The following is a 14,363-nucleotide window of genomic DNA, read 5'->3' as shown; positions in this document are numbered from 1 at the left end:
GCCGCCGCACCGCGGGCCGCCCCGTACCCCGGCGAGGTCAGGCCGGGAAGGTGAGGCCGCCGTCGTCGTCCCGGGCCAGCAGCCCGTCCGACACGAGCCCAGCCACGCAGCGCGCCCACTGCGCGTCGTCGGGGCGGTGCGACCCGAGCCGCCCCCCGGTCACGACGACGGCGGGCACCTCCGCCTCGGCCACGCGCCCGTGCTCGCGGACGGCGGCCATCACGGCCCCGCGCACCTGACGGTCCGTGCCGGCCCAGGCCTGGCCGCGCGACACCTCCGCCGGCGGCGGGGAGCCCGCCGCGACCCACGCGCACGTCTCCGCCAGGGGGCAGCGGTCGCAGGCGGGGGAGCGGGCCGTGCAGACGAGGGCCCCGAGCTCCATGACGGCCGCGTTCCACGCGTTGGCGCGGGCAGGGTCCTCGGGCATCAGGTCCTGGGCGCGGCGCATCTCGGCGCGGGTCAGCGACCTGCCGGGCAGGGCCTCACCCGCGACCGCGCGCGCGATCACCCGGCGCACGTTGGTGTCCACGACGGTCTCGGGGATGCCGAACGCGAAGCTCGCGACCGCCGCGGCCGTGTACTCGCCGATGCCGGGCAGGGCGCGCAGGGCGGCGGGGTCGGCCGGCACCCGGCCGTCGTGGCGCTCGACGACGGCCCGGGCGGCCTCCTGGAGGCGCAGGGCCCGGCGCGGGTAGCCGAGCCGGTCCCAGGCCGTGAGCACGTCTGCGGTGGGGGCGACGGCCAGGTCCGCGGGGGTGGGCCAGCGCTCCAGCCACTCCCGCCAGCGGGGCAGCACCCTCACGACCGGTGTCTGCTGGAGCATGATCTCCGAGACGAGCACGCCCCACGGGGAGCAGTCCGGGCTGCGCCAGGGAAGGTCCCGGGCGTGGACGGCGAACCAGCCCAGCACCGCGTCGTGCAGGCGCGGCACGTCCACCGTGGGCGGGACGAGGGGGGCGGGCGCGGGCATGGCGTCCACTGTAGGGTGCGCCGCCGCCTACCCTGGATCGCATGCCGTCTCGTCCGACTTCCCCCGGGTCGAAGCCGTCCCCCGCCGTCTACCGCCGCCGGCGGCTCGTGGCCGCCCTGCTCGCCCTCGTGCTCCTGCTCCTGGTGGGGTGGGCCGTCGTGTCGCTCGTCCGCGCCGGGATCGACGCCTTCTCCTCCGAGGACGCCGACCCCTCCGCCGCCCCGACGCCGGTGCACTCCCCGTCGCCCGCCCCGGCGACGGACGCCGAGTCCGGCTCCGCCTCGCCCACCGTGGCCCTCGAGGACGCGGCCGAGTGCCAGCCCTCGGACCTGCGGATCGCCGCCTCCGCGGACCGGTCCGAGTACCAGCGGGGCGAGGAGGCCGAGCTGCGCCTGGGCATCACGAACCTCTCCTCGACCCCGTGCCGTACGGATGTGGGCACGGCCCGGCAGGAGTTCACGATCCGCACGGCCGAGGGCGACGACGTCTTCTCCACCCGCATCTGCCAGGCGGACCCCGCGGAGGCCCCGCGGGTGCTGTACCCGCACGAGGAGCTCACCGCCGTGTACCGCTGGTCCGGCCGCGCCTCGAGCCAGGACTGCGGCCGACTCGGCGCTCTCGCGGAGCCCGGACCCCATCTGCTGACGGTCAGCCTCGGCGACGTCACCTCCCGCCCCGTCGCGCTGAAGATCCTCGAGGAGCTCGCCCCGGGGGCCCAGGACGGCGGCTCCTCGGCCACCCCCTCCTCGGCCACCCCCTCCTCGAGCGGCAGCGCCTCCCCGTCGGCGTCCGCCTCAGCTCCGGCGTCGGCCTCAGCCTCGGCGTCCGCCTCAGCATCGGCGTCGGCTTCGCCGTCCGCGGCACCGGCCACGACCACCGACCCGTCGCCGTCGCCGTCCCGCTGAGCCGGGCGCGTCGTCAGCGGCCGGGGCCGACCTCCGGACGCGCGGCCGGGCCGCCGCCGGTCCACGTGGGGATCGTGGCGAGGGCCTCGCCGATCGAGCCGACCTCCGCCACCGTGAAGCCCGCCGGGACCTCCCCGAGCGGCTCGGGGGAGCGGGGGACCAGCGCGCGGGTGAAGCCCAGCCGCGCAGCCTCACGCACCCGTCGCCCGATGCCGGGCACGGGGCGCACCTCCCCGGCAAGCCCGAGCTCGCCGACCGCGATCATCCCCTGCGGGACGGGGGCCGAGAGCTTCGCCGAGGCCACGGCGACGGCCACGGCCAGGTCCGAGGCGGGCTCCGAGAGTCGCACGCCGCCCACGGTGGCCACGTAGCAGTCGTCCTGGGCGAGGGCGAAACGGGCCCGGCGCTGGAGCACGGCCAGGAGCATGTTCACGCGCGCCGCGTCCACGCCGGAGACGGTGCGGCGCGGGCTGCCGCCGGCGGACGGGGTGAGCAGGGACTGCACCTCGGCCACGAGCGGGCGCCGGCCCTCGAGCGTCACCGTCACGCACGTGCCCTCGACCGGCTCCGAGACGCCCGAGAGGAACAGACCGGAGGGGTCGTCCAGGGACTCGATGCCGTCCTCCCGCAGGTCGAAGCAGCCGACCTCGTCCGTGGGCCCGAAGCGGTTCTTCACCGCACGCACCAGGCGCAGCCGTGAGTGGCGGTCCCCCTCGAACTGGCAGACCACGTCCACGAGGTGCTCGAGCAGCCGCGGGCCGGCGATGGTCCCGTCCTTCGTCACGTGGCCCACCAGGACCGTGGTGATCCCCTTCTCCTTGGCCGTGCGGATGAGGCTGGCCGCCACCTCGCGCACCTGGCTGACGCCCCCGGCGATCCCGTCCACCTCGGTGGACTGCAGGGTCTGCACGGAGTCCACGATCACCAGCTCCGGGTCCGTCCGCTCGATCTGCCCCAGTGCCCGGCCCAGGTCCGTCTCCGCCGTCAGACGCAGGGTGTCCGCGATCGCCCCGATCCGGTCTGCGCGGGAGCGCACCTGCGCCGCCGACTCCTCGCCCGTCAGGTACAGCACCGAGCGCGGACCGCCGCCGCCCGCGCCGCGCGCCGTCTGGGCGGCCACGTCCAACAGCAGCGTGGACTTGCCGATGCCCGGCTCGCCGGCCAGCAGGATCACCGCGCCCGGCACGAGGCCGCCGCCGAGCACGCGGTCCAGCTCACGCACCCCCGTGGAGCGGAACGAGGCCAGCGTGGCGTCCACGTCCGCGATGCGCGGCGCGACCTCCGCGACCGTGGCCGCGCGCGTGCGACCGGTGGTCGACGTCAGCCCGATCTCCTCGACCGTGCCCCACGACTGGCACTCCCCGCAGCGGCCGACCCACTTCACGGTGGTCCAGCCGCACTCGGTGCAGCGGTATCCGGGGGCACGCTTCGGGGCGGTCTTGGTGGCCATGCGCCCACTCTAGGAGCCGAGGCGGACGCGTTAGCCGGCACCGCGCGCGGTCCGACGTCGGCCGCCGGGGCCGTGCGCCGCCGTCGGGCTCAGACGCGGGGCAGGTAGCCGCGCGCCTCGTCGTGCTCGGCGCCCGTGGCCTCGATGAGGTCCACCATCATGGGCCGCAGCAGCATCACGAGCGCCTCGCCGTGCACGGACCCGCCGCCCAGCTGGTGCGGGTCCAGCGCGGACGCGGACGCCCCCAGGGCGTCCCGCGCCACGGACAGCGAGCGATGGCGGCCCTCGGCCTGCGGCTCCACGAGGGAGCGGTGCAGGATCTCGACGGCGTCCGCGGCGTCGTCGAACCAGGCGGCCAGGCGCTCGCGGACGTCGTCGTCGAGCACGCCCTCGTCCAGGGCCGAGACCACCCGCCGGGCCACGATCCGAAGGGAGCGCACCGCCAGGTCCGAGCGGTCCGCGGCGTTCACCGCGTCCTCCACGAAGGAGCGCGAGGAGCGGTGCAGCGGGTTGAACACGGTCTGCTCATGCGTGACGCGCAGCTCCTTGCGCAGCGCCTCCAGCGTGGTGTGCGTGCCGCGGCTGGCCACGAGCGCCATCCAGGCGGTGCGGGAGTCGTTCTCCCGCAGGGCCCGGGAGAGGTCGCGCAGCACCGTGGCGATCGAGTCGTAGAGCCCACCCAGCTGACGCACCGCGGGACGGCGCACGTCCTGGGGCGAGAGGAACGTGACGAGCAGGGCCAGGACGCCGCCCACGATCGCGTCCTGGCTGCGGACGAACGGCCCTCCCGTGCCGGTGGGCAGGAGGACCACGAGGACGGACTGGAGGGACATCTGCATCGTGAATGTGGCGCCGGAGTCCAGGAACCGGGCCACCATCACGGACACGAACAGGACCACCGAGGCCTGCCACAGGCCGCGGCCGAGCCCGACCATGAGCAGGTCCCCGATCAGGATGCCGACGGTGCAGCCGACGGCGACCTCGGCCACCTTGCGCAGCTTCGGCTCCCGTTGGAAGCCGAGGGCGATCAGCAGGGCGGTGGAGGCGAACAGGGGCTGCTGGTGGCCCAGGACGGCCTCCGCGAACCAGTAGGCGCCCACCGCGCAGACCGCGACGAGGGCGGCCTGGCCCACGGAGGAGCGGACGCGGGACCAACCCGCACGGGCGCGCCGACGCAGGAAGCGGCCGAGGCGCTCCCCGCGGGTCTGGGGGTCGACCATCGGCACCGTTCCCGTGGCGGTGGCGAAGCGGTCCGTCATGCGGCCAGCCTAGTCCGACGCCGCGGTGCCCCCGCCGTGCGAGGCTCAACCAAGCATTGTGGCCCACGGCACAGATCATTCCTGCGAATGCCGCTCCCGTTCACCATCTGTTCACCCCGGCCGAGCACTCGATTCACCTCTGGACCGTACGGTCGGGTGCGGTGCAGAACCGGGCCAGCCGGACGCTCTGCCCTCACCGTCGTCATCCGATTGAAAGAGGCTCTTCGTGAAGGCTCACCGCTTCGGCCGCTCCGCCGCCCTCCTGTCCGTGGCCGCCATCGCCCTGACCGCCTGCTCCTCCGCGGACAGCGGCAACGGCGGCTCCGATGCCTCCGGCTCCGCCGGCGGCGAGCATGCCTCCGGCTCCGCCGGCGGCGAGCAGGGCACCACCTCCGAGGTCCAGGGCAACCTGGTCGGCGCCGGCGCCTCCTCGCAGGAGGCGGCCATGACCGCCTGGACCCAGGGTGTCACCGAGATCGCTCCGAACCTGACCGTGCAGTACTCCCCGGACGGCTCCGGTGCCGGTCGTGAGAAGTTCCTCGCCGGCGCCACCTCCTTCGCCGGCTCCGACGCGGCCCTCAAGGAGGAGGAGGCTGAGTCCGCCAAGGAGAACTGCGGCGACGAGGGCGCGTTCCACGTGCCGGCCTACATCTCCCCGATCGCCGTGGCCTACAACCTGCCGGGCGTCGATGAGGTCAAGATGGACGCCGAGACCATCGCCAAGGTGTTCTCCGGCGAGATCAAGAACTGGAACGACGAGGCCATCGCCGCGCAGAACGAGGGCGTCGAGCTGCCCGACACCCCGATCACCGTCGTGCACCGTTCCGACGACTCGGGCACCACCGAGAACTTCACCGCCTACCTCACCGAGGCCGCCGGCGATGCCTGGTCCTATGACGAGGTCGAGACCTGGCCGTCCGACATCACCGCCGAGTCCGCCCAGGGCACCAAGGGTGTCGTGGGCCTGGCCTCCCAGACCGAGGGCGCCATCACCTACGCCGACGCCTCCGCCGTGGGCGAGCTGGGCACCGTGTCCGTGAAGGTCGGCGAGGAGTATGTGAAGTACTCCGCCGAGGCCGCGGCCGCGACCGTCGAGAAGTCCGAGGCCAAGGAGGACGGCTCGATCGAGCTCGACCGCGCCACCGACGAGTCCGGCGTGTACCCCGTCGTGTTGGTCTCCTACCACATCTACTGCAACCAGTACGAGTCGCAGGAGACCGTGGACCAGGTCAAGGCCTTCGCCGAGTACGTCGTGTCCGAGGACGGTCAGAAGACCGCCGAGGAGTCCGCGGGCAACGCCCCGATCTCCGAGGACACCCGCAAGAAGGCCATGGAGCGCATCGAGGCCATCTCGGTCAAGGGCTGATGTCGCTTCTTGTCGGCTGACCCACCGCCGCTTCGGCCGCCGGGCCCCACGGGCCCGGCGGCTGAAGCCGCGTCAGGGCTCTCGTTCGTCGCGGCCCGTCCATCACCACGCACGTCGATCTGAGGGAAGGCACTGTGTCCTCAACCACCAACGAGGCGGCACCGAAGCCGTCCAGCCTGCGCGGCCCCCGCCGCGGAGCCGCCGGAGACAAGCTCCTCTCCGGCGGGGCCCTTGCGGCCGCCGTCCTGATCCTGCTCGTGCTCGCCTTCGTGGCGGTCTTCCTCCTGACGGAGGCATGGCCTGCCCTGCAGCCGGGCGCGGAGCTCGTGTCTGCGGACTCCTTCTTCCAGTACGTGTGGCCGCTCATGGCCGGCACCGTGATGGTGTCGATCATCGCTCTGCTCATCGCCACCCCGGTCGCGATCGGTGTCGCCCTGTTCATCTCGCACTATGCGCCCCCGCGCATCGCGCAGTCGGTGGGCTTCGTGATCGATCTGCTGGCCGCGATCCCCTCCGTGGTCTACGGCGTGTGGGGCTGGCTGACGCTCGCTCCGCTGATGGTGCCGATCTACGGCTGGCTCAACGAGAACCTGGGCTTCATCCCGTTCTTCGGCGGCTCGGCCACCACCACGGGCCGCACCCTGCTGACCTCGGGCGTCGTGCTGGCCGTGATGGTCCTGCCGATCATCACCGCGCTCTGCCGTGAGATCTTCACCCAGACCCCGAAGCTCCACGAGGAGGCCGCGCTCGGCCTCGGCGCCACGCGCTGGGAGATGATCAAGATGACCGTGTTCCCGTTCGCCCGGGCCGGCATCGTCTCCTCGATCATGCTCGGCCTCGGCCGCGCGCTCGGCGAGACCATGGCGGTCACCATGGTGCTCTCCGGCGGCGTCTTCTCCTGGTCGCTCGTGGAGTCCGGCAGGAACCAGACGATCCCGTCGGAGATCGCGCTCAACTTCCCCGAGGCGTTCAACATGCGCCTGCACGAGCTGATCGCTGCCGGTCTCATGCTCTTCATCATCACCCTGGCGGTGAACATGATCGCCCGCGCGATCGTGAACAAGCACAAGGAATTCTCGGGAGCCAACTGACATGAGCACTGTCTCGACTTCTCCCCGGGCCACCGAGGACAGCGTGACGCCGCGGCGTCACTCCCTGACCGAGGGTCAGAAGCCCGGCTGGACCTGGATGGCCGTCGCAGCTGCCGCGGCCGTCGTCGCCGCCGGCCTGACCGTGCTGCTCAGCGGCGCCTTCAACGTCGTCGGTTTCGTGATCATCGCCGCCATCCTCTACATCGCGGGGCTCTACGTGGCCACCCGCGTGATGGAGAACCGGCGCCGCGCCGCAGACGGCCTGTGCCGCAACCTCGTGTGGCTGGCGTTCCTCGTGGCCCTGGTGCCGCTGGTCTCCGTGCTGTGGTCGGTCCTCTCCGCCGGTCTGCCGACCCTGATCGCCAACCCGCAGATCATGGCGTACGACATGAAGGGCATCACCGGCATCGACGACTCGGCGTGGGTGGAGGACGGCAAGCCCGCCGGCGGGCTCGCGGGCGGTTTCGGCCACGCCCTGATCGGCACCGTCGTGATCACGATCATCGCGACCCTGATCTCCGTGCCGATCGGCATGCTCACCTCCATCTACCTGGTGGAGTACAGCCGCGGCGGCTGGTTCTCCCGCGCCATCGTGTTCTTCGTGGACGTCATGACCGGCATCCCCTCGATCGTGGCCGGCCTCTTCGCCTACGCCGCGATCACGTGGGTCCTGACCCTGGTCACCGGCAGCAAGTCCACCGCACTGCAGTCCGTGCAGATGGGTCTCACGGCCGCGATCGCGCTCTCGGTGCTCATGATCCCCGTGGTCGTGCGATCCACGGAGGAGATGCTCCGTGTGGTGCCCAACGAGCTGCGCGAGGGCGCCTACGCCCTCGGCGTGCGCAAGTGGCAGACCATCGCCAAGGTGGTCCTGCCCACCGCGATCTCCGGCATCGCCTCCGGCGTCACCCTGGCCATCGCCCGCGTGGCGGGCGAGACCGCGCCGATCCTCGTGACGGCCGGCTTCGCCACCAGCATCAACTGGAACCCGTTCGACAACTGGATGACCGCGCTGCCGGTGTACATCTACCGCCAGCTGGTCGCCCCGACCTCGCCTACGGCGGCGGACCCCTCGACCGCCCGCGCCTGGGCAGCCGCCCTGCTGCTCGTCACCATCGTCATGCTGCTCAACCTGGCGGCACGGTTCATCGCCAAGGCGTTCGCCCCCAAGAAGGGCCGGTGAGGCCCGGCCGCCCGGAATCCCCCGGGCGGCCGGCCCCGACCCCGTCGCACCCCCCCCAGAGACTTCCACGAAGGAACAGAACCACTCATGTCCAAGCGCATCCAGGCCGTCGACGTCGATGTCTTCTACGGCAAGTTCAAGGCCGTCGAGGGCGTCAACATCGACATCGCCCCCCGCTCCGTCACTGCCTTCATCGGCCCCTCCGGCTGCGGCAAGACCACCTTCCTGCGCAGCATCAACCGCATGCACGAGGTGCTCCCCGGCGCCACCGTGGACGGCCAGCTCCTGCTCGACGGCGAGGACATCTACGGGCCCGGTGTGGACCCGGTCCGCGTCCGTTCCCAGATCGGCATGGTCTTCCAGCGCCCGAACCCGTTCCCCACGATGTCCATCCGCGACAACGTGCTGGCCGGCTACAAGCTCAACGGCACCCGCCTGAACAAGTCCCGTGCGGACGAGCTCGTGGAGAAGTCCCTGCGCGGCGCCAACCTGTGGAACGAGGTCAAGGACCGCCTCGACAAGCCCGGCTCCGGCCTCTCCGGCGGTCAGCAGCAGCGTCTGTGCATCGCCCGCTCCATCGCGGTGCAGCCCGACGTGATCCTCATGGACGAGCCCTGCTCCGCGCTCGACCCGATCTCCACCCTCGCCGTCGAGGACCTGATCAACGAGCTCAAGGAGGAGTACACGGTCATCATCGTCACGCACAACATGCAGCAGGCCGCGCGCGTGGCGGACAAGACCGCGTTCTTCAACATCCAGGGCGTCGGCAAGCCCGGCAAGCTGATCGAGTACGACGACACCGACGTCATCTTCAACAACCCCTCGAGCCAGCAGACCGAGGACTACGTCTCCGGCCGTTTCGGCTGAGCCGCCCCGCGCTCCGTCCCCGACCCCGTCCGGCCGCACGCCGGGCGGGGTCGCGGCGTCTGCGGGGCCGGGCGTCGTCGTCGGGCGCGGCCTCAGGCCAGCGGGAGGAGGGCCAGCGTGCCGAGGAGGCCGAGGAGGGCGCAGGCCACCGGCGTGAGCAGCCACCAGCCGACCACGCGCAGCACGGTGGGCCAGCGCACGGACGCGTAGGTCTGCGTCTGGCCGGCGCCCACGATGGCCGCCGTCGCCGTGTGGGTGGAGGACAGGGGCAGGTGGAACACCAGGGATCCGACGAACAGCAGGCCCGCGGGGATGACGGCGGCCACGGACGCCCGCAGGGGGTCGAGGCGCACGAGACGCTCGGTGAGGGTCCAGGCGATCCGCCAGGCGCCGCCCAGCGTGCCGAGCCCGACCGCGAGGGCGAACAGGAACGCGCCCCCCACGAACTCGGCCGTCAGGGCGTCCGGCGCCAGGACGGACCCGGACCCCACCAGCACGGCGGCCCACAGCACCCCCATGCGCTGACCGGCCTGCAGGCCGTGGCCCATGGCCATGGCGCTGGCGGAGATGCCCAACGCGACGCGGGCCCGGTGCTGGACGTTGACCGTGGTGCCGCGGGTGGCGAGCCGCATGGCGGGCGCGGTGAGCAGGCGGGCGAGCGCCCACGCGATCAGGGGCGAGAGCAGCAGGCTGAGCAGCACCTCGGCGCGGACGAGGTCGAAGATGGTGTGGGCGACGTCGATGTGCAGGCTCAGGCGCACGGCGAGGTGGCTGCCCGCCAGCGCGGAGATCAGCGCGTGCGTGCTGGAGCCGGGCAGGCGCCGCCACCACAGCAGCAGACCCCACACGAGGGTCACCGCGCAGGACACGCCCACGGCCAGGGGGCCGACCTCGCTGCGCACCGCGGGCGAGGTGAAGTAGTGCACGCTCAGCGTGATGAGCCCGATGCCCAGCAGGGCGCCCACGGTGTTGACCGCCCCGGTCAGGAGGAGGGCTCCGCGCGGGGTCAGCGCCCGGTACCGGACAGGCAGCGCCGCGGCGTTGGGGGCGTCACGGAACCCCATCAGCGCGCCGACGGCGCACAGCAGCACGAGGACGACGGCGAGCCCCGCGGTCACGGCGCCTCCACCGGCTCAGGACTCACGGACGAGCACCATGCCCAGGTCCATGTTCACGCGGGAGAGGGCCTCGAGCGCCGCGTGCAGCGCCCAGGCGACCTCGCGCTGGCGGTTGTAGTCGCGCTGCAGCAGGTCCATGCCGAGATCGGCGAGCCACTCGACCATGATCCGCTCCGTGCGGCGGGAGGCGCGCAGCAGCTGCATCCACGTGGCCTCCAGGGCGTCGAGGTCGCGCATCTCGGCGGCGCCGCGGGCGAGCAGCTCGGCCTGCCGGCCCACGGTCTCCAGGACGTCGAGGGCATGCGTCGGCAGCTCCTCGAGGTCGGCCCGTTGGATCAGCACGCCCGCCGACACGACGCGCCGGGTGGTCGCGTGCACGCCGCTGGCCAGCCGGTAGAGGTCCTGACGGGGCAGCGGAGTCACGTAGGCGCTGCGCAGCGCGGTGAGGAAGGCCATGAGGGTGGCGCTCGAGGACGAGTCGAGCTCCTCGAGCTCACGGGCGGCACGGTCCGCCTCGGGTCCGCGGGTCCCCGCGACCTGGGCCACCAGATGCACGGACCGGTGCAGGGCCTCGGCGAGGTCCGCCATGTGGCGCAGCGCCGGGGTGTCGCGCGTGACGAGCCAGGGCATGCGGGGGGACATGGGCAGCGGTCGCTCTCTCGTCGACGGGTGGCGAAGGGGTCGACGACGACGCCGGGCCGGGAACGCCTCTCGGCGGAAGGCCGCTCGCAGCGGCTATGTGTTGGAGCCCGGGGTTACCAGCGGCCCGGCGCCGTCCCCTTCAGTCTAGCGATCCGTCCCGAAACGCTCGACCCGCCGCCTCCAGGGCGTCGGCGGTGCTGACCAGGCGCGCGGCCCGGCGGGTGAGGGCGGCGGCGCGGTCCGGGGCGGCGGCCTCGGAGCCCTCGGCGTGCTCGACCTGGCCCAGGGCCACGACGCGGGCGTAGGCGGCGGCGCGCTCGAACGCGACGTCGATCTCGGAGCGGTAGGCGCCCGTGAGGATCGTGTCCGTGAGGCGGCGCAGCTCGGCCGGCCCCGGCGGCTCGACGGCCCCCGCCACGACGCGCGAGGCGTAGGCGGCGTGCCCGGCGCGGTACCAGGCGGCCCAGCGCTCGCCGTCGCGGGTCGTCGCCTCCTGGAGTGCGTACAGGCGCCACATGGCGCCGGCGAGCGAGACGGGCGGGGCGTCCGCCCACAGCTCGGCGAGCGTCTCGACGCCGAGCTCGCGGACCAGCCCGACCAGCCGCTCGACGACGGCCGGGTCCTCCTCCGCGCGGCCGCCGGCCACGAGGGCGTGGGCCAGGCGCGAGGCCGCCGCGGCCACTTCCTGCGGGTCTTCGCCGCCGGCGAAGTGCGTGAGCTCCTGCGGCTCCGAGAGGCGGGGCCGGTGCGGGCGCAGCACGCCCGAGGCGCTCGAGCTGGCGCCGCGGCCGGCGGGCAGGCGGTGACGTGCCATGGGCGGGCTCCCTTCGAGGGCGCATCGGGGTGGGGATGTGGTCGCCGGAGGCGGCGGCCCCGTCCACGGTAGTGCCCCGGGCGCCTGGGCTACCATCGGAGGGCACCCGCGAGGGTCGCCGTCGTCGGCCGCACGCCGTCGTCGTCGGCCGCGGGTGAGGGCCTTTAGCTCAGCTGGCAGAGCATCGGACTTTTAATCCGCCGGTCGCGGGTTCGATCCCCGCAGGGCCCACCGGAGAACGGCCCCTGACCAGGCGCGATGCCGAGTCAGGGGCCGTTTTGGTCGGACCAGGGATCGTCATCCACCCGAAACTCACCCAATGTTCGTGATCTGGCAGAGGCACCTTGGCTCCCGTACTGGCCTTAGGGCGTGTCTGAGAATAGATGCACGAGTCAGCTGAGACCCTGGGGACATGTCCCGGTTCCAGATGCTCTCCGACGCCCAATGGGAGTTGATCGCCCCGATGCTCCCGACCCGGACCGGCCGCGCCGGCAGGCCGTTCGCCGACGCCCGCGCCATGGTGGAGGCGATCATCTACCGGTACCGGTGCGGAATCGCTTGGAGGGATCTGCCCGAGGTCTACGGGCCCTGGCAGAGAAGTGTGGACCTGGCATCGGCGCTTGGCCGAAAAAGGCACATGGGACACGGTGCTGGCCACGCTGACCGCCGCCGCTGACGCCGAAGGCCTGATCGATTGGTCGGTCTCGGTGGACTCCACGATCGCCCGCGCCCACCAGCACGCGACGAACATCACCCGCCTCACAGGGGGATGGGTCGAACTACAAGAATCCGCGTGAGGAGCCGGCCGATCACGGCATCGGGCGCCCCGTCAGCCTCGACGCGGACGCCTACAAGGGCCGCAACGTCATCGAGCGTCAGTACGCTCACCTGAAGCAGTGGCGGGGTCTGGCGACCCGGTATGACAAGTACGCGATTATCTACAGGGCCGCTGTGGTCCTGAATGCTGTGCTCGCATGGTCAAAACGATTGTCAGACATGCCCTAAGTCTGACGCGCGACAGGAGTCCACCTTGCGATGGTGGGTGTAAGTGAGCATCTCGAGAGCGTGGAAGTTCTCGGCGTTGATGACCGTATGGAAGGGCTTGCCACCGCCGTTCTCGACTCGGCCGGTCTCGACGAGGCCGGGGTACATGTGATCGCGGAACTCAGCGACGACGACGAGATCGGAAATGGCCGCCTGGGCCTCCTGCTCGCCGTCGACGGCGGTCAGGCGGGCGGTGCCGGTAGTGCGGTCGATGTGGTCGACGTGCCAGAGGGTCTGGTCACCTTTCTTGGTCTCCCCGCGGGGCGGGAGTATGCGGACCTTGTCCCCCTTGCGGACGGGCCGAGAGGGCAGTTCCACGGCCTCGGGGCGGTGCCCCTCGAACACGAGTCCGAACTGGCGCTGACGCCGGGTGCGGTTCTTGATCTCGCGTTCGAGGTTGGCCGCGAGGTCTGGGTTCGTGGCGCGGACCTGGCCGAGGAGGTCAGAGAGGCTGGACATAAGGGTGGATGCCTTCGCGTGTGTGCCAGTAGGTGTCGATGGTGGCGACCGTCCGAGAGTAGGCCGGGCGTCGTTCTAACGACTGGGGCGACACGCTTTGGTCTTTCGCCACGGCCCCGGTCAAGCGCGCCCGCCGCCATGAGCGCACGGCCGGGTTCACCCGCGCCGACGAGTACGGGCCCGCGTACACATCACCAGGGGGCTTGCCACCTGAGAGGCGGGAGGCCGCCTAACCTAGAGCCGCTCCCACGGGACCACGTGGACACATCCAGACCCCCGCGGGAGCCTTCCCAGGCGCAGGCCCGCGGGGGTCTTTCCATGCCCAGACGAGTCCGCCAGGCCCTCGGGACGCCCGCGGCGTCGCCCGGGAGGCCAATCCTGTGCGTAAAGAAGCCCCCGGGAGACTCGTCCGAGTCTCCCGGGGGCTTCCCCTGTGGAACGTACAAACCGTTCCCTGGCCGTCTTGCAAACGGCCCGCGGTGCGCGAGGGGGGACTTGAACTGACCTCGACCCCCTCGCGCCGCGAATCTTGGAAGGGCGTTCTGCCGCATGAAATCAACGATCTACGGCATGTGCCCTGTGGATGACTCCACCGCGATACCTCGACCTGCAGGTTGCTTAGCACTTTCGTTAGCACTTTTGCGGCGCGCCCAGCTCTGGCTGAGGTAGGCAGGGGCCGCTTGCCGCTTGCTACCCTGGGTTCACACGAAACTCTAGGCTTGGCCCCCAACCGGGCCGGAAGATGAGGTCAGGAACATGGACTTCTGGAGCACGATCTGGGATGCGATCTGGTGGTTCTTCACCATCTTTGTGTTCGTCGCCTACCTCATCGCACTGTTCTCAATCATCAGTGATCTCTTCCGGGACCGCGAACTCAGCGGCGTCTACAAGGCGATCTGGCTGCTTTTCCTCATCTTTCTTCCGTTCCTCACGGCGCTCGTTTACCTGATCTTCCGCGGTCGTGGGATGGGCGATCGAGCCGAGCGACAGACACGAGAGGCCAAAGCAACGGCGGACGACTACATCCGGACTGTTGCTGGGGGACCTGCGTCTGAGATCGCGCAAGCCAAGCAGCTACTCGACAGCGGAACTATCTCCGAGGCGGAGTTCCAGAGTCTGAAGCAAAGCGCGCTGGATGGTTCCCGTTAGCGTTGTCGGGCAAGTGCACGAGCGTCCTCGCCGCGGCTACGACTGC

At 71.7% G+C, this 14,363-nt stretch carries 13 protein-coding genes, 1 tRNA gene and 1 pseudogene; 8 read left to right on the top strand and 7 right to left on the bottom strand.

Going from position 1 to position 14,363, the window contains the following annotated elements; translation table 11 throughout:
* Positions 1-37 precede the first annotated feature (37 nt).
* Positions 38-970, bottom strand: a complete 933-nt coding sequence (locus OVA32_RS01110; protein ID WP_169577770.1) for an A/G-specific adenine glycosylase — start codon at positions 968-970, stop codon at positions 38-40.
* Positions 971-1,011: 41 nt separating this feature from the next.
* Between OVA32_RS01110 and OVA32_RS01105 the strand changes: the two genes are divergently transcribed.
* Positions 1,012-1,875 carry a hypothetical protein gene (locus tag OVA32_RS01105; RefSeq protein WP_250203032.1) on the top strand — a complete coding sequence of 288 codons (864 nt, stop codon included), beginning with the start codon at positions 1,012-1,014 and terminating at the stop codon, positions 1,873-1,875.
* A 13-nt stretch (positions 1,876-1,888) separates the two neighbouring features.
* On the opposite strand, the gene radA is transcribed toward OVA32_RS01105, so the two are convergent.
* Together radA and OVA32_RS01095 are read right to left on the bottom strand one after the other, a co-directional pair.
* A complete protein-coding gene (gene radA, locus OVA32_RS01100) occupies positions 1,889-3,325 on the bottom strand; it encodes a DNA repair protein RadA (RefSeq protein ID WP_206452209.1) in 1,437 nt (478 codons plus the stop codon).
* A gap of 89 nt (positions 3,326-3,414) precedes the next feature.
* Positions 3,415-4,584, bottom strand: a complete 1,170-nt coding sequence (locus OVA32_RS01095) for an FUSC family protein (protein ID WP_250203033.1) — start codon at positions 4,582-4,584, stop codon at positions 3,415-3,417.
* Between the two features lie 226 nt (positions 4,585-4,810).
* Here OVA32_RS01095 and pstS point away from each other — a divergent pair, with 226 nt between their 5' ends.
* The 4 genes from pstS to pstB all read left to right on the top strand — a co-directional run bounded on the left by pstS (position 4,811) and on the right by pstB (position 9,091).
* Positions 4,811-5,950, top strand: coding sequence for a phosphate ABC transporter substrate-binding protein PstS (gene pstS, locus OVA32_RS01090; RefSeq protein WP_020624566.1), 1,140 nt, complete (start codon positions 4,811-4,813; stop codon positions 5,948-5,950).
* A 134-nt stretch (positions 5,951-6,084) separates the two neighbouring features.
* Positions 6,085-7,041 (top strand): phosphate ABC transporter permease subunit PstC, encoded by a 957-nt coding sequence (gene pstC, locus OVA32_RS01085; RefSeq protein ID WP_044658633.1) that lies wholly within the window; start codon positions 6,085-6,087, stop codon positions 7,039-7,041.
* A 1-nt stretch (position 7,042) separates the two neighbouring features.
* A complete protein-coding gene (gene pstA / locus OVA32_RS01080; RefSeq protein WP_036384203.1) occupies positions 7,043-8,224 on the top strand; it encodes a phosphate ABC transporter permease PstA in 1,182 nt (393 codons plus the stop codon).
* A gap of 87 nt (positions 8,225-8,311) precedes the next feature.
* Positions 8,312-9,091 carry a phosphate ABC transporter ATP-binding protein PstB gene (pstB, locus tag OVA32_RS01075; protein WP_044658634.1) on the top strand — a complete coding sequence of 260 codons (780 nt, stop codon included), beginning with the start codon at positions 8,312-8,314 and terminating at the stop codon, positions 9,089-9,091.
* Positions 9,092-9,183: 92 nt separating this feature from the next.
* Here pstB and OVA32_RS01070 read toward each other — a convergent pair whose 3' ends face one another.
* From OVA32_RS01070 to OVA32_RS01060, 3 genes are all read right to left on the bottom strand, one after another.
* On the bottom strand, positions 9,184-10,209 hold the full coding sequence (locus tag OVA32_RS01070; RefSeq protein WP_044658635.1) for an inorganic phosphate transporter: 1,026 nt from the start codon (positions 10,207-10,209) through the stop codon (positions 9,184-9,186).
* Between the two features lie 15 nt (positions 10,210-10,224).
* Positions 10,225-10,851, bottom strand: a complete 627-nt coding sequence (locus OVA32_RS01065; protein WP_036314859.1) for a hypothetical protein — start codon at positions 10,849-10,851, stop codon at positions 10,225-10,227.
* Between the two features lie 139 nt (positions 10,852-10,990).
* Entirely contained in the window at positions 10,991-11,665 is a 675-nt protein-coding gene (locus tag OVA32_RS01060; RefSeq protein WP_267714756.1) for a hypothetical protein, read from the bottom strand.
* A 158-nt stretch (positions 11,666-11,823) separates the two neighbouring features.
* On the opposite strand from OVA32_RS01060, the gene OVA32_RS01055 reads away from it, so the two are divergent.
* Together OVA32_RS01055 and OVA32_RS11680 are read left to right on the top strand one after the other, a co-directional pair.
* Positions 11,824-11,896 (top strand) — tRNA-Lys (locus OVA32_RS01055).
* 181 nt (positions 11,897-12,077) lie between these two features.
* Positions 12,078-12,670, top strand: a pseudogene (locus tag OVA32_RS11680) (IS5 family transposase).
* Here the strand turns inward: OVA32_RS11680 and OVA32_RS01035 are convergent.
* Positions 12,656-13,168, bottom strand: a complete 513-nt coding sequence (locus tag OVA32_RS01035; RefSeq protein ID WP_052833462.1) for a hypothetical protein — start codon at positions 13,166-13,168, stop codon at positions 12,656-12,658. The pseudogene OVA32_RS11680 and the gene OVA32_RS01035 overlap by 15 nt on opposite strands.
* A 756-nt stretch (positions 13,169-13,924) precedes the next feature.
* On the opposite strand from OVA32_RS01035, the gene OVA32_RS01030 reads away from it, so the two are divergent.
* A complete protein-coding gene (locus OVA32_RS01030; protein WP_250203034.1) occupies positions 13,925-14,317 on the top strand; it encodes an SHOCT domain-containing protein in 393 nt (130 codons plus the stop codon).
* Positions 14,318-14,363: the final 46 nt, after the last annotated feature.

Source organism: Micrococcus sp. SL257, from assembly GCF_026625585.1.
Classification (GTDB): domain Bacteria; phylum Actinomycetota; class Actinomycetes; order Actinomycetales; family Micrococcaceae; genus Micrococcus; species Micrococcus luteus.
This window is presented reverse-complemented; position numbering and strand designations above follow the sequence as displayed.

Bases quoted from the DNA above. Each gene is read 5' to 3' on its own strand.
- OVA32_RS01035 (WP_052833462.1), bottom strand. From the start codon at position 13,168: ATGTCCAGCCTCTCTGACCTCCTCGGCCAGGTCCGCGCCACGAACCCA.
- OVA32_RS01030 (WP_250203034.1), top strand. From the start codon at position 13,925: ATGGACTTCTGGAGCACGATCTGGGATGCGATCTGGTGGTTCTTCACC.
- OVA32_RS01105 (WP_250203032.1), top strand. From the start codon at position 1,012: ATGCCGTCTCGTCCGACTTCCCCCGGGTCGAAGCCGTCCCCCGCCGTC.
- OVA32_RS01095 (WP_250203033.1), bottom strand. From the start codon at position 4,584: ATGACGGACCGCTTCGCCACCGCCACGGGAACGGTGCCGATGGTCGAC.
- pstB (WP_044658634.1), top strand. From the start codon at position 8,312: ATGTCCAAGCGCATCCAGGCCGTCGACGTCGATGTCTTCTACGGCAAG.
- OVA32_RS01110 (WP_169577770.1), bottom strand. From the start codon at position 970: ATGCCCGCGCCCGCCCCCCTCGTCCCGCCCACGGTGGACGTGCCGCGC.
- radA (WP_206452209.1), bottom strand. From the start codon at position 3,325: ATGGCCACCAAGACCGCCCCGAAGCGTGCCCCCGGATACCGCTGCACC.
- OVA32_RS01065 (WP_036314859.1), bottom strand. From the start codon at position 10,851: ATGTCCCCCCGCATGCCCTGGCTCGTCACGCGCGACACCCCGGCGCTG.
- pstA (WP_036384203.1), top strand. From the start codon at position 7,043: ATGAGCACTGTCTCGACTTCTCCCCGGGCCACCGAGGACAGCGTGACG.
- OVA32_RS01060 (WP_267714756.1), bottom strand. From the start codon at position 11,665: ATGGCACGTCACCGCCTGCCCGCCGGCCGCGGCGCCAGCTCGAGCGCC.